Here is a 20,439-nt window from a genome sequence, read left to right as displayed (position 1 = left end):
ATTTAAGGCGCAAAATTTGATTGATCAAAAGCAAAGCCAATTTTTGATTGCTAAATGACGCGATTTATTTACCTGCTTCTGATGTATGGATGGTATCATTTGCCTGTGCAGGCACAGATCCGCCAACTCAAAATAGCGACCTCACTCAAGCCGCTTGCTGCCTCCGAAGTTGCAGTCAGCCCAGATAAAAAATATTTGATTTTCAAGCGTATGGATAAGCAGTGGGAATCGCAGCCTGTACTTTTTCGCACAGAATTATTATCTGACTCTACTTGTAGCGAACCCGAATTGATACCTGCTTTTTCCAAAAAAGATACCAAGGGAAAGTACATTTTTCGTCCGGGAACGCCATTTATTACTTACGATGGCAAGCAGATTTACTATGAATACGACCCTAAAAGCGACGAAGCGCCCAGCCGCGACAAAGGCATATGGGTCTATGACATAGCGACAGACAAGCATGAGGAGGTGATTAAAAGCGATTGGGGTTCTTCCCCCTCTGTCAGCCCCGATGGAAGGACGATTTATTTTGAGAGCAATGGTAAAATTTTCGTTGCAAAAAAAGATGCTAAGGGAGCATGGGGTAAACCATCTCCCCTACCCGCGCCTATTAATTCCGAAAATCCGGATGAAATGAATCTATTTCCTAAAATTCTGGAAGACGGCAAAACGCTTGTATTCTCAAGTAATCGTTCAGGTAGTTCGGGAGGCTGGGATCTGTATGCAGCCACTTTGCAAATGAACGGCAAATGGTCATTCCCTGTCAGTTTAGACTCATTAAATTCCAATGCAGATGAGAGTTGGAGCAGTATCTCCAAAGACCGGACGTTGTATTTTGTTCGCTGGCGCAGGCTGGGCGATGGCAAAGTCAATCAGAGCGAAGTTTTTAGCGTTCGCCTGCCTGCAAAAATTGATTTTACAGGTTTGAGTCTTTACAATGGTCATATTTACGATAACCTAACGGGTGTCCCTTTCCAATTAGGCGAGTTCACGTTTGCCAGCAATTCAAGTGAGTTAAGTCCTAACGCTTACAAAACGTTGGAGAAATTGGCTAAATTGCTGTTAGTCAAGCCGAATATTATCGTGGAAATTGGTGCGCACACCGACGATCGCGGCGATGAGGAGATGAATCTGCAACTTTCTCAGCAACGAGCAGAAAGCGTGGTCAGGTATCTGCTGGATGCAGGAGTACCTTCCAAGCAACTCAAGCCAAAGGGTTACGGCGAATCCTCTCCGGTTGTTCCTAACACGACCGATCTGAACCGAAAGAAAAATCGGAGGGTAGAATTCAAGTTAGTAGTTCAAGAATAATCTATCGGCTGTCAGATTTTCTATAAGGCGATTTTTCATAAATCTCCATTGCTCTGGGAATCAACCTATTCAGATTTTGAATGCGTGTTTGGCTGGAAGGGTGTGTAGATAAAAACTCCGGTGGCGAATTGCGGCTGGTTGCTGCCATGCGCTCCCAAAAGCTGGGAGCTACGCGCGGGTCGTAGCCCGCATAAGCAGAAAATAATAAGCCAATTTCATCAGCTTCTGCCTCTTGTTTGCGGCTGAAAGGCAATAGGATACCTACCTGCGTGCCAAGTCCATAGGCAGCCATCCATGCGGCCTGTGTTTCGCGTGGCTTATTGCTCAGAGCAACAGCCAAGCCCACTTGTCCGACCATTGCCAGCACGTTTTGGCTCATGCGTTCGTCTCCATGTCCTGCCAGCGCGTGAGCAATTTCATGTCCCATCACAACTGCCAAACCATCTTCATCTTTACAAATCGGAAGGATGCCTGTGTAAACTACTACCCTGCCGCCCGGCATACACCATGCATTGACCTGATCGTTTTCAACCAAGTTGAACTCCCATGCAAAATCTTTGATGCGATCCGACATATTCATCTGTGCCATGTATCTTTCCACGCCTTCCTTGATGCGCTCTCCTACCCTCTTAACGGTTGCAGAAGCCTGTGCATTTGTCGAAAGGCGATGCTGCTGCAAAAACTGGTTGTATTGTGTGGCGCTCATAGCAAGTAGCTCCCTTTGAGGGATCAGGCTGAGCTGAGATCTTCCCGTAACGGGAACTGTTTGGCAAGCTGCCATCAGAATAAAGGTAAATAGAATGGTATTGATCAGGAGCTTCATAATAAAGTAATTTCTCTTTTTTACGTGCAATTCTTTAACCAAGTTTCAGGGCAAACAGGCATACTGGCTAACTTGTATGTAAACACTACTACCTTCGCCTACTTCGGGCATGAACTTGGTTTTGGCTATGATTTGCCAATCGGCACCTGCAATCGTGTACTCACAATAATTACCAAAAAAGCGTATTTTTTTTACTATTCCTCTACACAATTCGTCGCCTGTATCAGATATAATGATGCTTTCAGGTCGAATGCAGATATATTTTACTAAAAAATTAATTTCGTTTGGACGTGTGAATGTGCCTATAGCAGATTGCAACATGCTTCCGTCTTTTACGGGCAGTAAATTTGCTTTGCCAAGAAAAACGGCCACGTATTCATTAGCCGGTTGGTAATAAAGGGTTTGCGGTTGTCCGTATTGTTGTAACTCGCCTTGTTTCATCACAGCAATACGATCTGCTGTTGCCAACGTATCGCGCGTATCGTGCGTTACAAACAAGGTGGTGATATTCAGGCTTTCAAGCAGGTCGAAGAGTTCGTCGCGCACTTGGTCTTTCAAGAGTTCATCTAAATTGCTGAAAGGCTCATCAAGTAATAGCAATTCGGGGCGAGGCGCTAAAGCACGTGCAATAGCTACGCGCTGTTGCTGACCACCCGAAAGCTGGTGCGGATAGCGTTTTTCGTAGCCCAGCAGACCTACTAATTCCAGCACCTCTGCCATCCGTTTTTGCCGTGCAGATTTCGCCTCGTTGATACCAAAGCACACATTCTCAGCAACAGTTAGGTGTGGAAACAGCGCATAGTCCTGAAAAACCATGCCTACTTTTCGCTTTTCGGGTTTGATCCACTCGTTTTCTGAGGCAACAACTGTATTGTTAATGCTAATCGAACCTGCCTGCGGCTTTTCCAGCCCTGCAATCAATCGCAATAGTGTTGTTTTACCGCAACCGCTTTCGCCGATAATTGCCACCAAATCGCCCCTCTCCACCTCAAGACTAATATTGTTGAGGGCGGGCTGTGTGGCATTGGGATAAGTTATAGCAACCTGACTGATTTTAAGCATGGCTACTGTCAAAATTGGAGCGTTCAGCTACCACGTAATCGTTTCTATTAGGCGAAGCAAGCGAAACCATTTCGGCTAAAAAGCCTGCCAAAAATAACTGTGTGCCAATAATAGCTGCTGTCAGTGCTAAAAAAAACAAGGGCTGATCTACAACATCGCGTGGTGGCGGCAGTCCGGGCTGCGATTTGATAAACTTTTCAAGTACCAGAAAAAATGCAATTCCGCCCCCCAGTAAAAAGGCTAACAAGCCAATTGTCCCAAAAAAGTGCATCGGGCGTTTGCGAAATTTTCCCACAAAAACAATAGACATTAAATCCAGAAAACCGTAAATGAAGCGCTCTAAACCAAATTTGGTAACGCCGTATTTGCGCGGGCGATGTTCGACAACCTTCTCTCCTATTTTTTTAAACCCTGCCCACTTGGCAAGCAGCGGAATATAGCGATGCATTTCGCCATAGACTTCAATATTTTTTACCACAGACTGCTTATATGCCTTCAGCCCACAGTTGAAATCGTGCAAATAGATACCGGAAACCCGACGTGTAGCCGCGTTAAAAATTTTGGTAGGAATGGTTTTGCTTAGCGGGTCGTATCGTTTTTTCTTCCAACCTGACACCATGTCAAAGCCCTCTTTGACAATCATATCGTACAGTTGGGGAATTTCGTCGGGACTGTCCTGCATATCTGCATCCATAGTGATGATTACGTTGCCCACCGCGGCTCTAAAACCCGTATTGAGCGCGGCGGATTTGCCATAATTCCGGCGAAAACGAATGCCTTTTATGGCTGCGTTTTGTCGCCCAAGGGTTTTGATAACTTCCCATGTGCGGTCAGCGCTGCCGTCATCTACGATAATCGCTTCATAATTGAAACGATTTTCCCGCATCACACGGTCAATCCATGCGCACAGTTCGGGGAGGGATTCGTCTTCGTTGTAGGCGGGGATAATGACAGAAATGTCTATTTTATTTTCGTTCATTTAGTTGTTTTTCTTGCGATAGTACACAAAGCGCCAGAATGTATGCCGCTCATAAGACGCAGGATCAAACCAACCTTTGTGCTCTTTTAAAAAGAGTCGTTCAATAAACGGCATCAAGACAATATGTTGAATTTTTTCCTTATCTCTTTTTTCAAACGCCTCGTTGTAAGGCTTCATGGAATTTATTTGTTTTTGCGCAACATCATCATATTCATAAGCAGGCACGACAGCTAAGCGACTAATATTTTTTCTATCATACAGCGAACGAAACATAGATTGGATGCTCGCTGGCCAAACGTATCTATCTGCCGGATTACTGACAATAAGAATCATATCATCCGAGTCGCTTTGTGCAACCACAGTCTTCAATAAGGCTTCGGTAGCATGGCAAGTACTTACATAGTTGCGAAGATGCCTAAACGCTTGTTCAGGGTTATCAGATACTTTAGGCATCATCTCCGCCGCTATGAGCAATAAAAGCGACAAAGTGTAAAACCTGTAGTATTCTTTATGAACTTGTAGTTCATGCAGCATAGCTGTTAATGCAAAAGCATTGGCAAACAAAGCGGGAAATAAATACCTCGTAACCCATCCGGATTGCGCATGAAGTATGACTTGCGGTAAAAGAATAGCAAGTAAAAACAAGAAAAAAATCAGAAAACCTTTTGTCGTTACATGTGATAAAAGGTTTTTCCATGTTATGAGGGTCAACAACAAGAAGCAACCACTGAATAGATATATATAAACTGTATTAGATGCGAAGAAGTTAAAAAAAACGCTTATGTATAAGCTAACAGGCGTATTTATGGAAACGCCCACTCCACGCGCATTAGCGCCTAAGTATATGAGAATATAAGCAATTTCTGCCAGAAATACCAATGCTGTTGGAATTGCCAGCGGAAGAATCTTAAATATCAATTGTTTCCATGTGAAATTATTTATTACGCTTAGTCGCCATGCATAGAATAATACAAATGCAGGCAACAAAAGAATAAAACTTTCTTTGGAAAGACTTGTCGCAATAATTCCCAGCAAAGAAAACAACAACCACTTAACGCTGTTTTTATTTGCGGCAATACTCAGCGATAAGAAAGTTAGCGAAGAGAAAAAAACGCCTACAGGTTCGCCGCACATATTATACCATATCCAAAATTGCACCCCAAACATCAACACGGCGGGAAACAATAACGATTCGCGCTGCGACCAACCTACCTGCCTGCCAGTTAAGTACAATATAAAAAATGAGAGCGCGCCTAAAAGCATAAAAAATGCTCTGATGCCAATCATATTCTCCCCAAAGAACTTAGAGAAGAAAGCAAAAACGATGTATCCCCAAAGACCAAAGCCAAACTTGTTGAATAAAATATTTTGAAAAATTTGTTTTAAGTCCTGATAAAAAGTTTTTCCATTGTTGTAATACACGTCAAGCCCTAAAAAAGCATAAGGGTCTAAGTCAGGATGAAGCCCTGCCGTGAGCAATCCCGTCGCATAGAAAAATACAGTCCACCCAAGTAGAATGAGTCCTAATATCTGCCAGTTATTGCGCATCTTTTCCAATTACCCAATCCTAACCAATTCGTGAAACTGAGCGGCGCGTTCTTCTATCTCGCTGTAAGACAGCCCGATGATGCGTTCCGGTCCAAATTTTTCAACGCAGAAAGAAGCCATCGCCGAACCGTAAATAATTCCGCGCTTCATGCTTTCAAACGAATAATCTTTGATTTTAGCAAGGTAGCCGACAAAGCCGCCTGCAAATGTGTCGCCGGCGCCTGTCGGGTCAAAAACTTCCTCCAAAGGTAGCGCCGGCGCATAAAAAATTTTGTCTTCGCCAAAGAGCAAAGCGCCATGCTCTCCTTTTTTGATAATCACATACTTAGGTCCCATTTCGTGGATGCGGCGAGCCGCTGTCCGCAATGAATATTCGCCCGTCAGTTGGCGCGCCTCCTCATCGTTGATAGACAACACATCAACCAAAGTCAAGGTGTAGCGCAACTCGTCCATAGCAATATTCATCCACAGATTCATCGTGTCCATAACGATGAGTTGGGGTCTGTTTTTCAGCCGATTAATCACTGTTGATTGAATAGAAGGCGTAAGGTTTCCCAACATCAACACCTCACAATCCTGATAACTGTCGGGAATAATCGGGTCAAAATCTTCCAACACGTTCAACTCTGTAACCAGTGTATCGCGGGTGTTCATATCGTTGTGGTAGCGACCTGCCCAGAAAAACGATTTCTTATCTTGTTTTACTTGCAAACCTTCGGTATTGATGCCGTGCTTTTGAAAGTTGGCAATATCGTTGGGGTCAAAGTCATAGCCTACGACTGCCACCAGATTAACTTTAGGTGCAAAATAGGAGGCAGACAGTGTGATATAGCTGGCAGAGCCGCCAATAACTTTATCAGCTTTCCCAAAAGGGGTTTCTAAGGCATCAAAGGCAACAGTGCCTACGGCAAGTAAACTCATATGTAAGATTCTTTTTCTCGGTTACAGGCGCGAAGTTAGCAAATGGGCAGTAAACTTGTAGGCATTAATAATTATGAACCCAAAATCAATTTATAATGATTTCTTTTGTGGAAACCTGATCGTTTTGCTACCTTTGCAAAGGTACATGATTTCGTATGGTTTCATGTAATCCGATATATGAGATATGGCAACAGCAATCGCATACACCGAAGAGAGTATTAAGTCCTTAGACTGGCGCGAACATATCCGCTTACGTCCGGGCATGTACATCGGCAAACTTGGAGATGGTTCGGCACACGACGATGGAATTTATGTGCTTGTCAAAGAAATTATTGACAATAGTATTGACGAGCATATGATGGGATATGGCAAACATATTGACATTACCATTACTGATCGCCGCGTAGAGGTTCGCGACTACGGACGCGGCATCCCGCTGGGCAAAGTAATAGACTGTGTGAGTAAAATTAACACAGGCGGTAAGTATGACAGCGGTGCTTTTCAGAAATCCGTAGGTTTGAATGGCGTAGGTACGAAGGCTGTCAATGCCCTTTCTACTTACTTCAGCGTAGAATCTTTTCGCGACGGTGAAACGAAAAAAGCCGAATTCCAGTGTGGTAAAATTATTCGTGAGCATGAGATAGTAAAAACTACCGAAAAAAACGGCACAAGGATTATTTTTGAGCCCGACAATACAATTTTCAAACATTACCACTTCATTCCTGAGTTTCTGGAAGACCAGATTTGGAATTATGCATTCCTCAATGCAGGGCTTACCATCAACTACAATGGAAGAAAATATTTTTCTAAAAACGGTCTGGCTGACTTACTCGTGCGCAAAGTCAACGAAGAAGATATGCGTTACCCTATCGTTCATCTGAAAGGCGATGATATTGAGATAGCCATGACTCATACCGGCCAGTATGGTGAGGAATATTATTCTTTTGTCAATGGACAGCATACTACACAGGGAGGTACGCACCTTACCGCTTTCCGCGAAGCTATCGTAAAAACGCTCCGCGAGTTCTACAAAAAACAGTTTGAAGCCTCTGACATACGTGCCTCTATTGTGGGCGCAATCGCTATCCGCGTACAAGAACCTGTTTTCGAGTCGCAAACCAAAACCAAGTTGGGCAGCGAAAATATTTCTCCCGAAGGCGTTAGCATTCGCAAATTTATCAACGATTTTGTCAGCAAAGCCTTAGATGACTATTTGCACAAACATCCTGAAGTCGCTGATGCCTTGCTGAAGCGGATTTTACAGTCAGAGCGCGAGCGTAAGGACATCGCAGGCATTAAGAAATTAGCCAACGAACGTGCCAAGAAAGCCAATCTGCACAACAAAAAACTACGCGATTGTCGTTTGCACTTCAACGAAGGTAAAGATGAGCGCCGTTTTGAGTCCACATTATTTATCACCGAGGGCGACTCTGCCAGTGGCAGCCTGACCAAGGCCCGCGATGTACAAACCCAAGCGGTATTTAGTTTGCGAGGAAAGCCGCTGAACTGTTTCGGCATGACTAAGAAAATCGTTTACGAAAACGAAGAGTTCAACCTCTTGCAACATGCACTCAACATTGAAGACGGCTTAGAGGGGCTGCGCTACAATAAAATTGTGATAGCAACCGATGCCGACGTGGACGGTATGCACATCCGCCTGCTCTTGCTGACTTTTTTCTTGCAATTTTTCCCTGATTTGGTGAAAAATGGGCACGTTTATATTCTGGAAACGCCACTTTTCCGCGTGCGCAACAAGCAAAAAACTATTTATTGCTATTCGGAAGAAGAAAAGCAGGCAGCGATCAAGCAATTAGGTGCAAAACCCGAAATCACCCGATTTAAAGGATTAGGCGAGATTTCCCCTGATGAGTTTGGGCGCTTCATTGGCGAGGATATGCGCTTAGAACCGATTATCCTGAAAAAAGATACCCCGATCAACAAACTGCTGGCTTACTACATGGGTAAAAACAGCCCCGAGCGCCAGCAGTTTATCATTGAAAACCTTCGGATAGAGTTAGATTCGCCGGTCATTCCCGAATTCTGAACAACTTGATAACCTACGCAAACTAACCTTTGTAGGCAATGCGATAAATAACGTTTGCTTTATCGTCTGATACGAGCATAGAACCATCGGGCATCAATTGTACGTCCACAGGTCTGCCCCATGCCTCGTCGGTAGCTTCATTGAGCCAGCCTTCTGCAAAGGTCTCATAGGCTGCGGACTTATTATCGGGTGTAATGCGCACCAAACTTACGCGATAGCCTGACTTCTTGGAGCGATTCCATGAACCGTGTTCGGCAATAAACAGATGATTCTTATAGGTTTCAGGAAACATTGTGCCGTTGTAGAAACGACAGCCTAATGCTGCCACGTGTGGGCCAAGCACCTGTGTAGGTGGTACAAAGTCGGAACAAGGGCGCTTTTTGCCAAATTCGGGATCGGGCAGATCGCCTTGGTGGCAGTAGGGATAACCGAAATGTTGCCCCGCCCGCGCCACATGGTGGAGTACATCGCCGGGAATATCATCGCCCAGCATGTCGCGCCCGTTGCTTGTAAACCAGAGATCTTTGCTTTCGGGATGCCAAGTAAAACCTACGCTGTTGCGGATGCCGTGGGCATATATTTCAAAATCCGAACCATCAGGATTCAAGCGCGTAATAGTAGCATATACAGGGTTATCTAAGCGCTCGCAGATGTTGCAGGGCGCGCCAACAGGTACGTAGAGCTTATCATCAGGACCGAAAGCGATGAATTTCCAGCCGTGATGCTTGTCGGTCGGGAACTTGTCGTACACAACAACAGGTGCAGGCGGATTGTCTAAGTTTTCTTCAATATTATCAAAGCGTAGAATACGACTTACTTCTGCCACATACAGGCTGCCATCGCGGAAAGCCACGCCGTTGGGCATTTCCAGCCCCGAAGCAATAACTTTGACCTCATCGGCACGAAAATCGTTGTCCCGATCAATGATTGCATAGACTTTGTCGCCCTGACGGTTGCCTACATATAGCACACCCGAAGGCGAGAGGCACATCGAGCGGGCATTGTTTACCTCGGCAAATACGCTGATGCTGAAACCTTCGGGCAGTTTAATTTTGTCCAAAGGCAGCTTTTTGTCGAAGGGATGCGGCTCGGCTTGTGTGGCAGTATTGTTTCCGGAATTTTCAGTAGTTCCGCAAGCCGTTACCCCAAAGATAGCAAGCACAATACCGATTTTTTTTGCAAATGATGCCATAACTGTTAAAAGATTGTCGGCGAGTTAATTACAAGGAATAGGGAAATTGCTGATTGCGTATAGGTTGCGGTGAGAAAAATGCCACCATTCTGTTTTAATCGTCCGAAAGTTATTGCTTTTCATAGCGTCCTGCAAGATCCGACGATTCTCCCGCACTTGCTTGCTATGCGGAAAATCCAGATGCGCCTCTTTGCCAAAGAAATCGAAAGGCGAACCCATATCTAATTCATTGCCTGCTGCATCTACCAGCGTCAGATCTATGGCACAGCCTCGATTGTGCATAGAACCCTTGCGCGGGTCTGCTACGTAATTCTTATTGGGCGTTTTTTCCCACATGCGCCATTGAACGGCAAGCGGTCTGTAACCGTCGTAAATCTTCATCCTGTAGCCTTTGGCTTTGACGATTTGATGAGCTTTGACCAAGTCCTCCGCTACTTTTTTGCGCAAAAATACCCGCCCACAATCATACAGGATCTCACCCGTAAAGTTGTCCTTAGTTGCGTATTTTACGTCCAGTACAAAAGTTGAGTCTAATTGGATCAATTCTACCCAAGAGGTATCAGGCGGGATTGTATGGGTTGGCTCACCCTTGCCGATTGAGCGAGCCTCAATTTGGCAGGTCAATAACAAGACTGCCGGCAGTAGAAATAGTGGGTATCTCATGGGAAACATTCATAAGATAACATTCCCAACCAATTAACCTAACTGGTTTCGGATGCTACATGCTCAAGAAATGGCATCTGTTGTTAGACAGTCATCACCCAACCGTGTGTATCAGGTTTGCGACCTCGTTTGATGTCTTCCAGTTCGGTATAAACGCGGTTGCTGAACTGGCGGGTTTCTACGGCAGGCAGTTCGTAGAGCGTACCCTCGTAGCCGATAGTTTTGATGTGAGCGATCGTAGCGGCTGTACCCACTCCGAAGGCTTCCTGTACGGTGCCGTTTTTAATGCCTTCGATTACTTCGGCGACACTTGCTTTGCGCTCTTCTACAGGCATTCCCCACTCGCGAGCTAATTGCAATACGGTTTTACGCGTGATGCCTGGGAGTATGGTATCAGTTTCAGGCGCAGTAACTACTGTGCCATTGATTACAAACATAATATTCATAGAACCTGCTTCCTCAATGTACTTATGCTCTTTACCGTCTGTCCAGAGTACTTGATCATAACCTTCCTCGTAGGCTAATTTAGTAGGGTACATTGCGGCGGCATAGTTACCTGCTGCTTTGGCAGCACCTGTACCGCCTTCAGCAGCGCGGGTGAAGTGCGTTTCTACTTTTACTTTCACAGGGGCAGAATAATAAACTCCTGCGGGCGAGCAGAAAATCAGGAATTTAAAAGTTTCGGAAGGGCGCAAGCCAATAAAGGCATCCGTAGCAAATAACACGGGACGAATATAAAGTGAGCAACCCTCGCGCGAAGGCACCCAATCGCGGTCTAAGTTGAGCAGTTCGCGCAAGCCGCCCATGAAAATCTCTTCGGGAATTTGGGGCATGCACATCCGCACTGCTGATTTGTTCATGCGCTTAAAGTTCTCATCGGGACGGAAACACAAAACTTCTCCTGCCGTGTTTTTATAGGCTTTCAGTCCTTCAAAAATTGACTGCCCGTAGTGAATGGCAGACAGCGCGGGGCTAAAGCTCAAATCCTGATAAGGCATGATGCGGACGTTTGTCCACCTGCCGTTGATATAGTCGGCAGAAAGCATGTGATCGGTAAAAATGCGCCCAAACACAGGATTGTTTAAATCTACTTGCGGTAGCCGCGACTGTGTTGTTTTTTCAATTGCTAAATCAAGAGCAAGTGTGTTTTCCATCATTTATAGAGTTTGAAATTGACAATCAGTTATTTCGCAAAATCTGGATGGTTTCTAGTAACTCGTTGTGTAGTTGCGGGGTGCAGGAAGCTACAATTTCTCTTCCGAAAAGAAAATTATCGCCGTTGTGAAAATCGGAAATAATACCGCCCGCTTCTTTAACAATGAGCGTACCTGCTGCAACATCCCAAGCGTTGAGGTTCTTTTCGTAGAAAGCCTCAAAGCGCCCGGCAGCTACATAAGCCAGATCAACAGCAGCCGAGCCGATGCGTCGGAAACCATGTGTTTGTATCAGCAGTTGTTTCAATACTGCCAGTGTACGATCTACCTCCGAAGTATCGTAGGCAAATCCTGTCGCAATCAGCCCTTTGGATAGGTTGTGTTCTGCTGAAACGAACAGTCTTTTGCTGCCGCGCCATGCGCCACCACCTTTAGTGGCATGAAAACATTCGCCACTGAAAGCCTCTTCTATAACACCCAGAACAACCTCATCGCCCTGAATCAGCCCGATACTGACTGCATAGGGAGGCACGCCATGAATAAAATTCGTTGTGCCGTCTAAGGGGTCAATGACCCAATTGAATCCGCCCTGTATGCGTTGGCCCGTACCCTCTTCGGCAATGAAACCTGCCTCAGGTAAGAGTTTGGAAAGCCTCTCTACAATCATCTCTTCTGCCTGCTTGTCCACATAAGAAACAAGGTTGTTGCGTCCTTTTTCTTCCACCTGTGCGCGGTCAAATCGTTCGGACTCGCGGCGGATAAAATCGCCTGCCGAGCGGGCAATTTGTACAACAGACTGACAGAGATTTTGTAATTTCACTTACCTAGTTTTTTTAGCCCAAAATTAACTTTTTTTGCCTGAAAAATGCCTTGTAAAAACGCGTTCTGCATATGAATTCAGCACGTTTTGAAGCTACACTTGCCTATCTGTACAACTATCTACCTATGTTCCAACGCGTTGGAGCAGCTGCGTTGAAGTCTGATTTAACCAATGTCATCGCTTTATGCAAGCATTTAGGCGATCCGCAGCAACACTTTCCCTGCATACACATAGGTGGCACTAACGGCAAGGGCAGTAGTTCGCACCTAATTGCAGCTATTTTGCAGGCCGCAGGCTATCGGGTAGGGCTGTACACCTCGCCGCACTTGAAAATCTTTACCGAACGCATCCGCATCAACGGACAAGAAATTGATCAACAGTGGGTTACCGACTGGGTTGAGAAGTTGAAACCGACTATTGAGCAAATCAAGCCTTCATTTTTTGAAGTAACAGTTGCAATGGCATTTGATTACTTTGCTCAAAATCAGGTAGATATTGCTGTAATTGAAGTCGGGCTGGGCGGTCGCTTAGACTCAACGAATATCATCTCCCCTATCCTTTCGCTGATTACCAACATCAGTTACGACCATCAGGAGCTGCTCGGCGATACGCTGCCCCAGATTGCTTTTGAAAAAGCGGGAATCATTAAGCGTCACATCCCTGTGGTTATCAGCGAAAAACAAGAGGAGGTCAGCGCAGTGTTCCGGCAAAAAGCAACACAAGAGCAGGCAGCTATTTACTTTGCTTCCGACCACTATCGTGCTAAAAGTAAGGAAATCGGAATCTTTGATATTTACAAAGACGGGGATTTGTTCATGCCTTGCGTCAAGTGCCAGTTATTGGGAGATTATCAGGAAAAAAATCTGGCGGGTGTTGTTCAGGCAGTAGCATGCCTGCAAGCGCAGGGTTGGAAAATTGACAATAGAGCAATCCGCGAGGGTATAGCCCAAGTAATTACGCTGACAGGTTTGAAAGGTCGTTGGCAAATTATTCGTAATCAGCCACTTGCTATTTGCGATGTCGCTCACAACGAAGGAGGCTTGCAATATGTCATCCGTCAGATCGCACACACACCGCATAAACACCTGCATTTTGTACTGGGCGTAGTGGCAGATAAGTCTCTGGACAAAGTGCTGCCCTTGCTGCCTAAAGATGCTACTTATTATTTTTGTAAACCTGATTTACCGCGTGGCTTAGATGCAGTAATTTTGCAGGAACAGGCGGCAAGCTATGGCTTAGTTGGCAAAGTCTATCCATCTGTTAATCAGGCATATCAGGCGGCTCTTGCAGCAGCACAACCCGATGACATGGTATTTGCAGGCGGAAGCACCTTCGTTGTGGCTGAGATAGAAGATTTGTAAGTATTTTGTATTTTTGCCTAAAGACATGCTGTCATGCAAAGTTTGCCGATGGTTCAAAACAAATTTGAGGAAGTAAAAAAGATTTTCATTGCTTATCTGGAACGCAAAGAGTTGCGCAAAACCCCCGAGCGCTTTGCTATTCTGGAGGAAATCTACTCGCGCCAAGACCATTTTGATGTAGAATCACTCTATATCAGTATGAAAAACAAGAACTACCGTGTAAGTCGTGCGACTGTCTATAATACACTGGACTTGTTGGTAGAGTGCGATCTGGTTACCAAACATCAGTTTGGCGGCAATTTGGCGCAATATGAAAAATCTTATGGCTATCGCCAACACGACCATTTGATTTGTGTAGATTGCCATCAAGTGCTTGAGTTTTGCGATCCGCGCATACACAATATCCAAAGTATGATCGGTGAACTGCTACAATTTAATATCCAGCACCACTCGCTCGTACTCTATGGTGCTTGCCAACGCACCGACTGTGCCAATAGAAAAGATAAGCCAACCATCCACAGCAATGGATAATTTTTTTACACAAATTATTGATAATCGAATTTTAAAGATCACTATTATAGGAGACTTGCTGGGTGAGAAAAATGAGTCTGACATCATTCAATATGTAGAGCAGCAGTTGCCACAGCACATAGTTTTTGTCGCTGTTGATATTTCGCAAGTGCCCTATATGAATAGTTCGGGTCTGACTGTGCTTATCAGGCTGCTGACCAAGTTTCGCAATCGCAGCGGCGACTTAGTGCTGATTCAGCCTTCAGCATCGGTTAAAAAGTTGTTGCTGATTACCAAATTAAACCAAATTTTTCATATTTTTGATACTCCTGAGGCTGCTTTTACCTACCTCTCTCAACCGCAGAAGAGCAATTAACATACCGGCAGGTGTGCAGAATGCGCTTTTATTTGCGCCCGAACTTCTCTACATTAGCAGCCTTAAATCAAACTTGTATGGATATTTTACTCGGTTTGCAGTGGGGCGATGAAGGAAAAGGAAAAATTGTTGATTTTATTGCACCTGATTATCAAGTGGTTGCACGTTTTCAGGGCGGACCTAACGCAGGACATACTTTGCATTTTGACGGAATTAAGCACGTACTGCATCAAATCCCATCGGGCGCTTTTCGCCCCGAAATTAAGAACCTGATCGGCAACGGCGTAGTATTAGATCTGCATACGCTGAAAAACGAAATTCTGAGTCTGATCAAACTAGGCATAGACCTTACAAAAAACCTATTCATTTCCAAAAAAGCCCAATTGATTATTCCTACCCATCGCGCGTTAGATGCCGCTTCGGAAAGGCAAAAAGGCGATAACAAAATCGGTTCTACGCTGCGCGGTATTGGCCCAACCTATTCCGATAAGGTAGCTCGCGTAGGCTTGCGCGTAGGCGATATCCTGCTGCCTGACTTCAAAGATCGCTACAATGCACTGAAAGAGAGACACTTAGAGCAATTGCGATTCTATGCCTACGAAATCCATTTGGAGGAGCAAGAGCAACTCTTCTTCGAAGCTGTAGAGTTTATTAAAAAATACTCCTTGGTTGATAGCGAATATTTTATCAACGACGAAATCAGTCGAGGCAGCCGCGTCTTAGCCGAAGGCGCACAAGGTTCGCTCTTGGATATAGACTTTGGCTCCTATCCTTTCGTAACCAGTTCTAACACAACCGTCGCAGGCGCTTGTACAGGTTTGGGCGTAGCACCGCATCAAATCGGTGAAGTTTTAGGTATTTTCAAAGCCTACTGCACCCGAGTAGGTAGCGGCCCATTCCCGACAGAATTGTTTGACGCAACAGGCGAACGTCTGCGCCGCACAGGCCACGAGTTTGGCGCAACAACCGGCCGTCCGCGCCGCTGCGGTTGGTTAGATCTCCCAGCACTCAAATACGCTGTGATGATTAACCACGTAACCCAACTGCTGATGATGAAAGCCGACGTACTGAATGAATTTGAAGAAATTTGCATCTGTACGCACTACGAACTACCGGACGGCACTATCACAGATCGCCTGCCTTATTGCCTCAACAGCACACCGGTAAAGCCTATTTACCGAAGTTTCAAAGGCTGGCAATGTGAACTGACTGATTTGCAGTCATTTGACAAACTGCCTGAGGCACTGGCAGCTTATGTCGGTTTTATTGAAAAAGAAGTTGGAGTTCCTATTACATTACTTTCCTACGGCTCTGATCGCAAGCATACCCTGATGCGATAAAATGCAGATAGTAGATAGTAGAAGGAAGTCATCCCGAAGATCCGGGTAGTGTACGGATTTAGGTAGCCAACACAGCAATCTGCTTCATCTGCCTTGTCAGTGTTCTAAAACTTCGGGATGACTATTTCCCATGAGTTACTCATGCGAATATTCGCGCTTATAGGCTTCTACTAACACCAGAAAGTAAGAGATCAGCAGCGGGCCGATAACTAAGCCAAGAATGCCGAAAAATTTCACCCCAAAAATTACTCCCAGAATAGTTATCAGCGGATGAATATCACCTAACTGTTTTGCTATTGAAAAACGCAGTACGTTGTCAATATTCATTACCAGTACAGCACCGTAAATGATCAGTCCGATGCCGCCAAACGAGTTACCCTGACTAATGGCAATCAGACCGGCAGGCACCCAGATCAAGGGCGTACCAAGAACAGGAACAAAAGCCATAAAGGCACTGATCACTCCCCAAAATAGCGCGTCCTTAAGTCCAAAAATCAGAAAACCAATCGCTACGAGTCCGCCTTGAATGAGTGCAATCAGCGTTTGTCCCAAAACATTGGTTTTCACGTTGTTCTCCAATTCAGCAAACATTTTCTGGACAGTCACTCGATCAAAAGGTAAGTAGTAATAAATACCTTCAATCACTTGTTTTTCATTGACAAAAAGATAGTACAGCACAAAGTACATTATCGTAACGCCGATAAATAAGGTTAGCGTACCAGACAATAGCGGTGTAAACAAACTCGTAGCAAACTCCCCTATCTTACTAACTGCCTTTTGCAGCAATTCGGGATTTTGTAAATCTATTCCCGTAAAGGTTTGTAGTTCAACAACAAATGGGTTATTCATCAGGTTATTGATGTAATTTACAAATGTAGAGGTGTAGCTTGCATAGAAAATAATCTTTTTTGCGATCATAATGCTGGTCAGGATTAGCGGAATGGTAATGATAAAAAGAGAGATAACAATGATCAGTGCAGCGCTAATACTCGGTTTCCAGCCTCGTTTAACCGTAAGAAAATTGTACATTTTGCGAAATAATACATACATAATAATACTTCCGATCAGTGCAGGGATATATTCTATCATCCCGTAGAGAATTGCACAACCGAGTATCAATATCAGCGATATATGCAGTGCAAGGCGCTGCTGCGGAGTGTATATTTGCATAAAATCAAATGAGTGTTCGTCTGTTATATGAATGACCGATTCAAATTAACAATTCTTCTATGGGAAATCATACCAATACAACGAAAAGAAGCCGGATACAATTGCTAACCGGCATCTTGCTGTTTGTCTCGGTTGCCTGCGGTTCTGAGGAGTCCGGCAAGGTTAATAAAGATGCGGGAAAATTCTTTCTTCGCGGAAAAGCCGCACTGCAACAAAAAAATTATGAAGAGGCAATCCGCTTTTTCAAAGAAGCTGTTAAAAAAGACAGCACCTTTGCTGATGCGTGGAATAACTGGGGAGTAGCCGAGGCAGCGCTTGGCCGCTATCAGGCCGCTATCAGCGCCTACGAAGGTGCCATTAGAGCAGACAGCACATTTACCGACGCATACTACAACCGCTCAAATGCCTTTTTTGAGATAGCAAGAATGGAGGATGCCCTGTCTGACATCAATAGGGTGGCTAATATTTATACAGATTCGGCCTACGTATTTGTCAGTCGTGGAGTTATTCTGGCAAAGTTGCAGCAGCCCGACCGCGCTTTTGAAGACTTTACAACCGCTATTCGATTGGATGCCCGCAATGCAGATGCTTATATCAACAGAGGTACGCTGCTTTTTGAGCAAAAACAATACGCCAAAGCACTTGAAGATTTTGAAAAAGCACTCCAGTTGCAACCTAATAATCACTTTGCTATCAATAATATAGCTACGGTTCAAATGGCACAGGGACAATACACAGACGCGCTGGAAAAACTCAATCAAGCTATTGCTCAAAGCCCGCGTCAGCCTTATTACCTCAACAACCGTGCATTTGCTCACCTGATGACAGGCAACCTCGCCGCCGCTCGTGAAGATCTGAAAATGTCGCTTTATTACGACGAGAACAACAGTTGGGCGATTCGTAATGCAGGCATTCTCGCACTCAAAGAAAATAATGCCGATAGCGCACTAACCATGCTGCAAAAAGCATTTGAAATGAACCCCGCGACAGGCGAAATTCACTACTATCTGGGGCTGGCATATTTGGCGGCAGGTAATAAAAGAGCAGCCTGCGAACAGTGGCAGCAGTCGCTGACAAAGGGCGAAAAGCAAACCATCGCCGAGATGCGCAGCAACTGCCGCTAATGGGTTTAAACATCTATCACGGCTAATGTCAAACGACTGACGCATACCAATCGCTGCTGATCGTCGTGGATTCTGATGTCCCAAACATGTGTATTTTTGCCGATGTGCAGCGGGGTAGCTTTGCCTGTAACATAACCATCGCGCACGCTGCGGATATGGTTGGCGTTAATTTCCAGACCAACACAGGCTTTGCCTTCGGGCAGCATCAGGAACCCTGCCATGCTGCCTAAAGTTTCGGCAAGCACAACGGAAGCCCCCCCGTGTAGCAAGCCCATCGGTTGGCGTGTACGATCGTCTACCGGCATTCTGGCAGAGAGTGAGTGATCTCCTACTTCGGTAAATTCTATCCCCAGATGTGTAACCATATCTGCACGACGGTGGGCATTCATCTGCTCTACGGTGATTTGTTTGACAAATTTCATATAAAAAAAGAGTGGCTTAATAATTGTGGTACAGAGTTAATACATAGCAAATGACAATCTGCGCGCTGTTTTAACAAAGTCAAGCAGCTACGCGTTCCAATGAAAACAACGCAACTTACTTCCTATTGAGTGATTTGAAAACATTTCTACACCTTATTTATGAAAGAAATTTACATCATACGCCACGGCGAAACCGAATTCAATAAGCGAGGTTTTGTGCAAGGCAGCGGTATTGACTCTAACCTCAACGATACCGGACGCAGACAAGCACAGGCTTTTTTTGAGCACTATCGCTACGTTGAGTTCGATAAAATTTATGTTTCTGCGCTTAGAAGAACATGGCAAAGCGTAGAGCCTTTCTTTTTGAAAGGTATCCCTATGCAGGCGCTATCCGGGCTTAATGAGATTAGCTGGGGGCATAAAGAAGGCAAAGTGCTTAGCAACGAGGACGATCTGCAATACTTTGACATGCTCAAGTCATGGCGCGAAGGCGACCTTACCGCTAAAGTTCCCGGCGGCGAAAGCCCCCTTGAGGTTGCTGCAAGACAGCAGGTTGCGCTGCGATACATCATGCAGCAGACAAATGAACAACGCATACTGATTTGTATGCATGGTAGAGCCATGCGTATATTTCTGAGCCAGCTATTAGACACCTCACTCAGCAGCATGGATCAATATGATCACGGGAATTTATGCCTGTACGTGGTTAGCTATGACGGTGAAAAATTCCAACTGCAAGTAGCAAACAGTACCGAGCATTTTATACACCTACCTCCTACCATAGGCAATGACAAGCCGCATGACTTCCACGCACACAAGGTAGCAGTTGTACAAAAGCCTTAGTATTGATTTTATGATTTGCGCGGTATTTCTCCGCCGAGCAAAAAGATAGCCGGTACTTTGCCAAGTACGGGCTTATTTTTTTGCCAATCGGCAACCCTTTGCGTCTTTATCAGTTCATCAGGCGCGGTCAGATGTGCCGCGATGCAGAGTTGCGTATGCGGCTGCAAATGTGCAAGCATATCGTTCACCAATGCATCATTGCGGTAAGGAGTTTCTATAAAAATCTGCGTTACACCGTGAGCCGCTTGGCTTTCCAAGTACTTTAGTGCCTTTATCTTATCTTGCTTCCGGATCGGGAGATAGCCATTGAATGTGAACATCTGCCCGTTCAACCCCGAAGCCATCAGCGCCAGTATGATTGACGAAGGCCCCACCAATGGAACTACCCTGATGCCTGCGCGATGCGCATACTGTACGGCTACATTCCCCGGATCGGCAATACCCGGACAGCCTGCCTCCGACATGACACCCACCGATGCGTGCTGTGGAATCTCCTTAAAGTATTCGGCAACTTGTTGCAGATTGGTGTGCTTGTCAAGCCCAAAAAACTTCATCTGTTCAATAACGCGCCCCGTTTTAAGAGAGGCAATAAAACGGCGCGCCGTTCTTGCATTTTCTACTAGGTAGTAGTCAGTTACAGCGACTATCTCACGTGCTTGCGGAACTAACAGATTATCAGCCGATTGCGTATCGGCTAATGGTAGCGGGATCAGGTATAGCACAGTTTGTAACGTGGGTTTAACAATAAATTAACGCTGTTTCAGATGACAAAAAAT

At 45.2% G+C, this 20,439-nt stretch carries 20 protein-coding genes; 8 read left to right on the top strand and 12 right to left on the bottom strand.

The window, feature by feature from the left end; translation table 11 throughout:
• Positions 1-54 precede the first annotated feature (54 nt).
• Positions 55-1,311 carry an OmpA family protein gene (locus ACWIP2_RS02540; protein WP_448518326.1) on the top strand — a complete coding sequence of 419 codons (1,257 nt, stop codon included), beginning with the start codon at positions 55-57 and terminating at the stop codon, positions 1,309-1,311.
• A gap of 1 nt (position 1,312) precedes the next feature.
• Here the strand turns inward: ACWIP2_RS02540 and ACWIP2_RS02535 are convergent, their stop codons facing one another.
• The 5 genes from ACWIP2_RS02535 to ACWIP2_RS02515 are packed head-to-tail and all read right to left on the bottom strand — an operon-like array spanning position 1,313 to position 6,644.
• Positions 1,313-2,134, bottom strand: coding sequence for a M48 family metallopeptidase (locus ACWIP2_RS02535; RefSeq protein ID WP_448518325.1), 822 nt, complete (start codon positions 2,132-2,134; stop codon positions 1,313-1,315).
• 45 nt (positions 2,135-2,179) lie between these two features.
• On the bottom strand, positions 2,180-3,196 hold the full coding sequence (locus tag ACWIP2_RS02530) for an ABC transporter ATP-binding protein (protein WP_448518324.1): 1,017 nt from the start codon (positions 3,194-3,196) through the stop codon (positions 2,180-2,182).
• On the bottom strand, positions 3,189-4,175 hold the full coding sequence (locus ACWIP2_RS02525; protein WP_448518323.1) for a glycosyltransferase family 2 protein: 987 nt from the start codon (positions 4,173-4,175) through the stop codon (positions 3,189-3,191). The genes ACWIP2_RS02530 and ACWIP2_RS02525 overlap by 8 nt, the downstream gene beginning before the upstream one ends.
• Positions 4,176-5,723 carry an ArnT family glycosyltransferase gene (locus tag ACWIP2_RS02520; protein WP_448518381.1) on the bottom strand — a complete coding sequence of 516 codons (1,548 nt, stop codon included), beginning with the start codon at positions 5,721-5,723 and terminating at the stop codon, positions 4,176-4,178.
• Between the two features lie 9 nt (positions 5,724-5,732).
• On the bottom strand, positions 5,733-6,644 hold the full coding sequence (locus ACWIP2_RS02515) for a PfkB family carbohydrate kinase (RefSeq protein ID WP_448518322.1): 912 nt from the start codon (positions 6,642-6,644) through the stop codon (positions 5,733-5,735).
• A 184-nt stretch (positions 6,645-6,828) separates the two neighbouring features.
• On the opposite strand from ACWIP2_RS02515, the gene ACWIP2_RS02510 reads away from it, so the two are divergent.
• Positions 6,829-8,688 carry a DNA topoisomerase IV subunit B gene (locus ACWIP2_RS02510; protein WP_448518321.1) on the top strand — a complete coding sequence of 620 codons (1,860 nt, stop codon included), beginning with the start codon at positions 6,829-6,831 and terminating at the stop codon, positions 8,686-8,688.
• Positions 8,689-8,710: 22 nt separating this feature from the next.
• On the opposite strand, the gene ACWIP2_RS02505 is transcribed toward ACWIP2_RS02510, so the two are convergent.
• The 4 genes from ACWIP2_RS02505 to ACWIP2_RS02490 all read right to left on the bottom strand — a co-directional run bounded on the left by ACWIP2_RS02505 (position 8,711) and on the right by ACWIP2_RS02490 (position 12,517).
• Complete coding sequence (locus ACWIP2_RS02505; RefSeq protein WP_448518320.1) at positions 8,711-9,880, bottom strand: PQQ-dependent sugar dehydrogenase; 1,170 nt, start codon at positions 9,878-9,880, stop codon at positions 8,711-8,713.
• A gap of 24 nt (positions 9,881-9,904) precedes the next feature.
• Positions 9,905-10,543: a M15 family metallopeptidase gene (locus tag ACWIP2_RS02500; protein WP_448518319.1), complete on the bottom strand. Its 639-nt coding sequence runs from the start codon at positions 10,541-10,543 to the stop codon at positions 9,905-9,907.
• Positions 10,544-10,626: 83 nt separating this feature from the next.
• Positions 10,627-11,697 carry a branched-chain amino acid aminotransferase gene (locus ACWIP2_RS02495; RefSeq protein ID WP_448518318.1) on the bottom strand — a complete coding sequence of 357 codons (1,071 nt, stop codon included), beginning with the start codon at positions 11,695-11,697 and terminating at the stop codon, positions 10,627-10,629.
• Between the two features lie 25 nt (positions 11,698-11,722).
• Positions 11,723-12,517 carry an inositol monophosphatase family protein gene (locus tag ACWIP2_RS02490; RefSeq protein WP_448518317.1) on the bottom strand — a complete coding sequence of 265 codons (795 nt, stop codon included), beginning with the start codon at positions 12,515-12,517 and terminating at the stop codon, positions 11,723-11,725.
• A gap of 71 nt (positions 12,518-12,588) precedes the next feature.
• Between ACWIP2_RS02490 and ACWIP2_RS02485 the strand changes: the two genes are divergently transcribed.
• From ACWIP2_RS02485 to ACWIP2_RS02470, 4 genes are all read left to right on the top strand, one after another.
• Complete coding sequence (locus ACWIP2_RS02485; RefSeq protein WP_448518316.1) at positions 12,589-13,878, top strand: bifunctional folylpolyglutamate synthase/dihydrofolate synthase; 1,290 nt, start codon at positions 12,589-12,591, stop codon at positions 13,876-13,878.
• A 48-nt stretch (positions 13,879-13,926) separates the two neighbouring features.
• Positions 13,927-14,409: a Fur family transcriptional regulator gene (locus ACWIP2_RS02480; RefSeq protein WP_448518315.1), complete on the top strand. Its 483-nt coding sequence runs from the start codon at positions 13,927-13,929 to the stop codon at positions 14,407-14,409.
• Positions 14,402-14,764, top strand: a complete 363-nt coding sequence (locus ACWIP2_RS02475) for an STAS domain-containing protein (RefSeq protein WP_448518314.1) — start codon at positions 14,402-14,404, stop codon at positions 14,762-14,764. Before ACWIP2_RS02480 ends, ACWIP2_RS02475 begins: the two co-directional genes overlap by 8 nt.
• Positions 14,765-14,841: 77 nt before the next feature.
• Positions 14,842-16,104, top strand: a complete 1,263-nt coding sequence (locus tag ACWIP2_RS02470) for an adenylosuccinate synthase (protein ID WP_448518313.1) — start codon at positions 14,842-14,844, stop codon at positions 16,102-16,104.
• 135 nt (positions 16,105-16,239) lie between these two features.
• Here ACWIP2_RS02470 and ACWIP2_RS02465 read toward each other — a convergent pair whose 3' ends face one another.
• Positions 16,240-17,274, bottom strand: a complete 1,035-nt coding sequence (locus ACWIP2_RS02465) for an AI-2E family transporter (RefSeq protein WP_448518312.1) — start codon at positions 17,272-17,274, stop codon at positions 16,240-16,242.
• Positions 17,275-17,333: 59 nt separating this feature from the next.
• On the opposite strand from ACWIP2_RS02465, the gene ACWIP2_RS02460 reads away from it, so the two are divergent.
• Positions 17,334-18,398 carry a tetratricopeptide repeat protein gene (locus tag ACWIP2_RS02460; protein ID WP_448518311.1) on the top strand — a complete coding sequence of 355 codons (1,065 nt, stop codon included), beginning with the start codon at positions 17,334-17,336 and terminating at the stop codon, positions 18,396-18,398.
• 5 nt (positions 18,399-18,403) lie between these two features.
• Here ACWIP2_RS02460 and ACWIP2_RS02455 read toward each other — a convergent pair whose 3' ends face one another.
• Complete coding sequence (locus ACWIP2_RS02455) at positions 18,404-18,820, bottom strand: hotdog fold thioesterase (RefSeq protein WP_448518310.1); 417 nt, start codon at positions 18,818-18,820, stop codon at positions 18,404-18,406.
• A 159-nt stretch (positions 18,821-18,979) separates the two neighbouring features.
• Between ACWIP2_RS02455 and ACWIP2_RS02450 the strand changes: the two genes are divergently transcribed.
• Entirely contained in the window at positions 18,980-19,663 is a 684-nt protein-coding gene (locus ACWIP2_RS02450) for a histidine phosphatase family protein (RefSeq protein ID WP_448518309.1), read from the top strand.
• 8 nt (positions 19,664-19,671) lie between these two features.
• On the opposite strand, the gene ACWIP2_RS02445 is transcribed toward ACWIP2_RS02450, so the two are convergent.
• Positions 19,672-20,385, bottom strand: coding sequence for an SAM-dependent methyltransferase (locus ACWIP2_RS02445; RefSeq protein ID WP_448518308.1), 714 nt, complete (start codon positions 20,383-20,385; stop codon positions 19,672-19,674).
• Positions 20,386-20,439 lie beyond the last annotated feature (54 nt).

It is taken from the genome of Rhodoflexus sp. (genome assembly GCF_053489755.1).
This window is presented reverse-complemented; position numbering and strand designations above follow the sequence as displayed.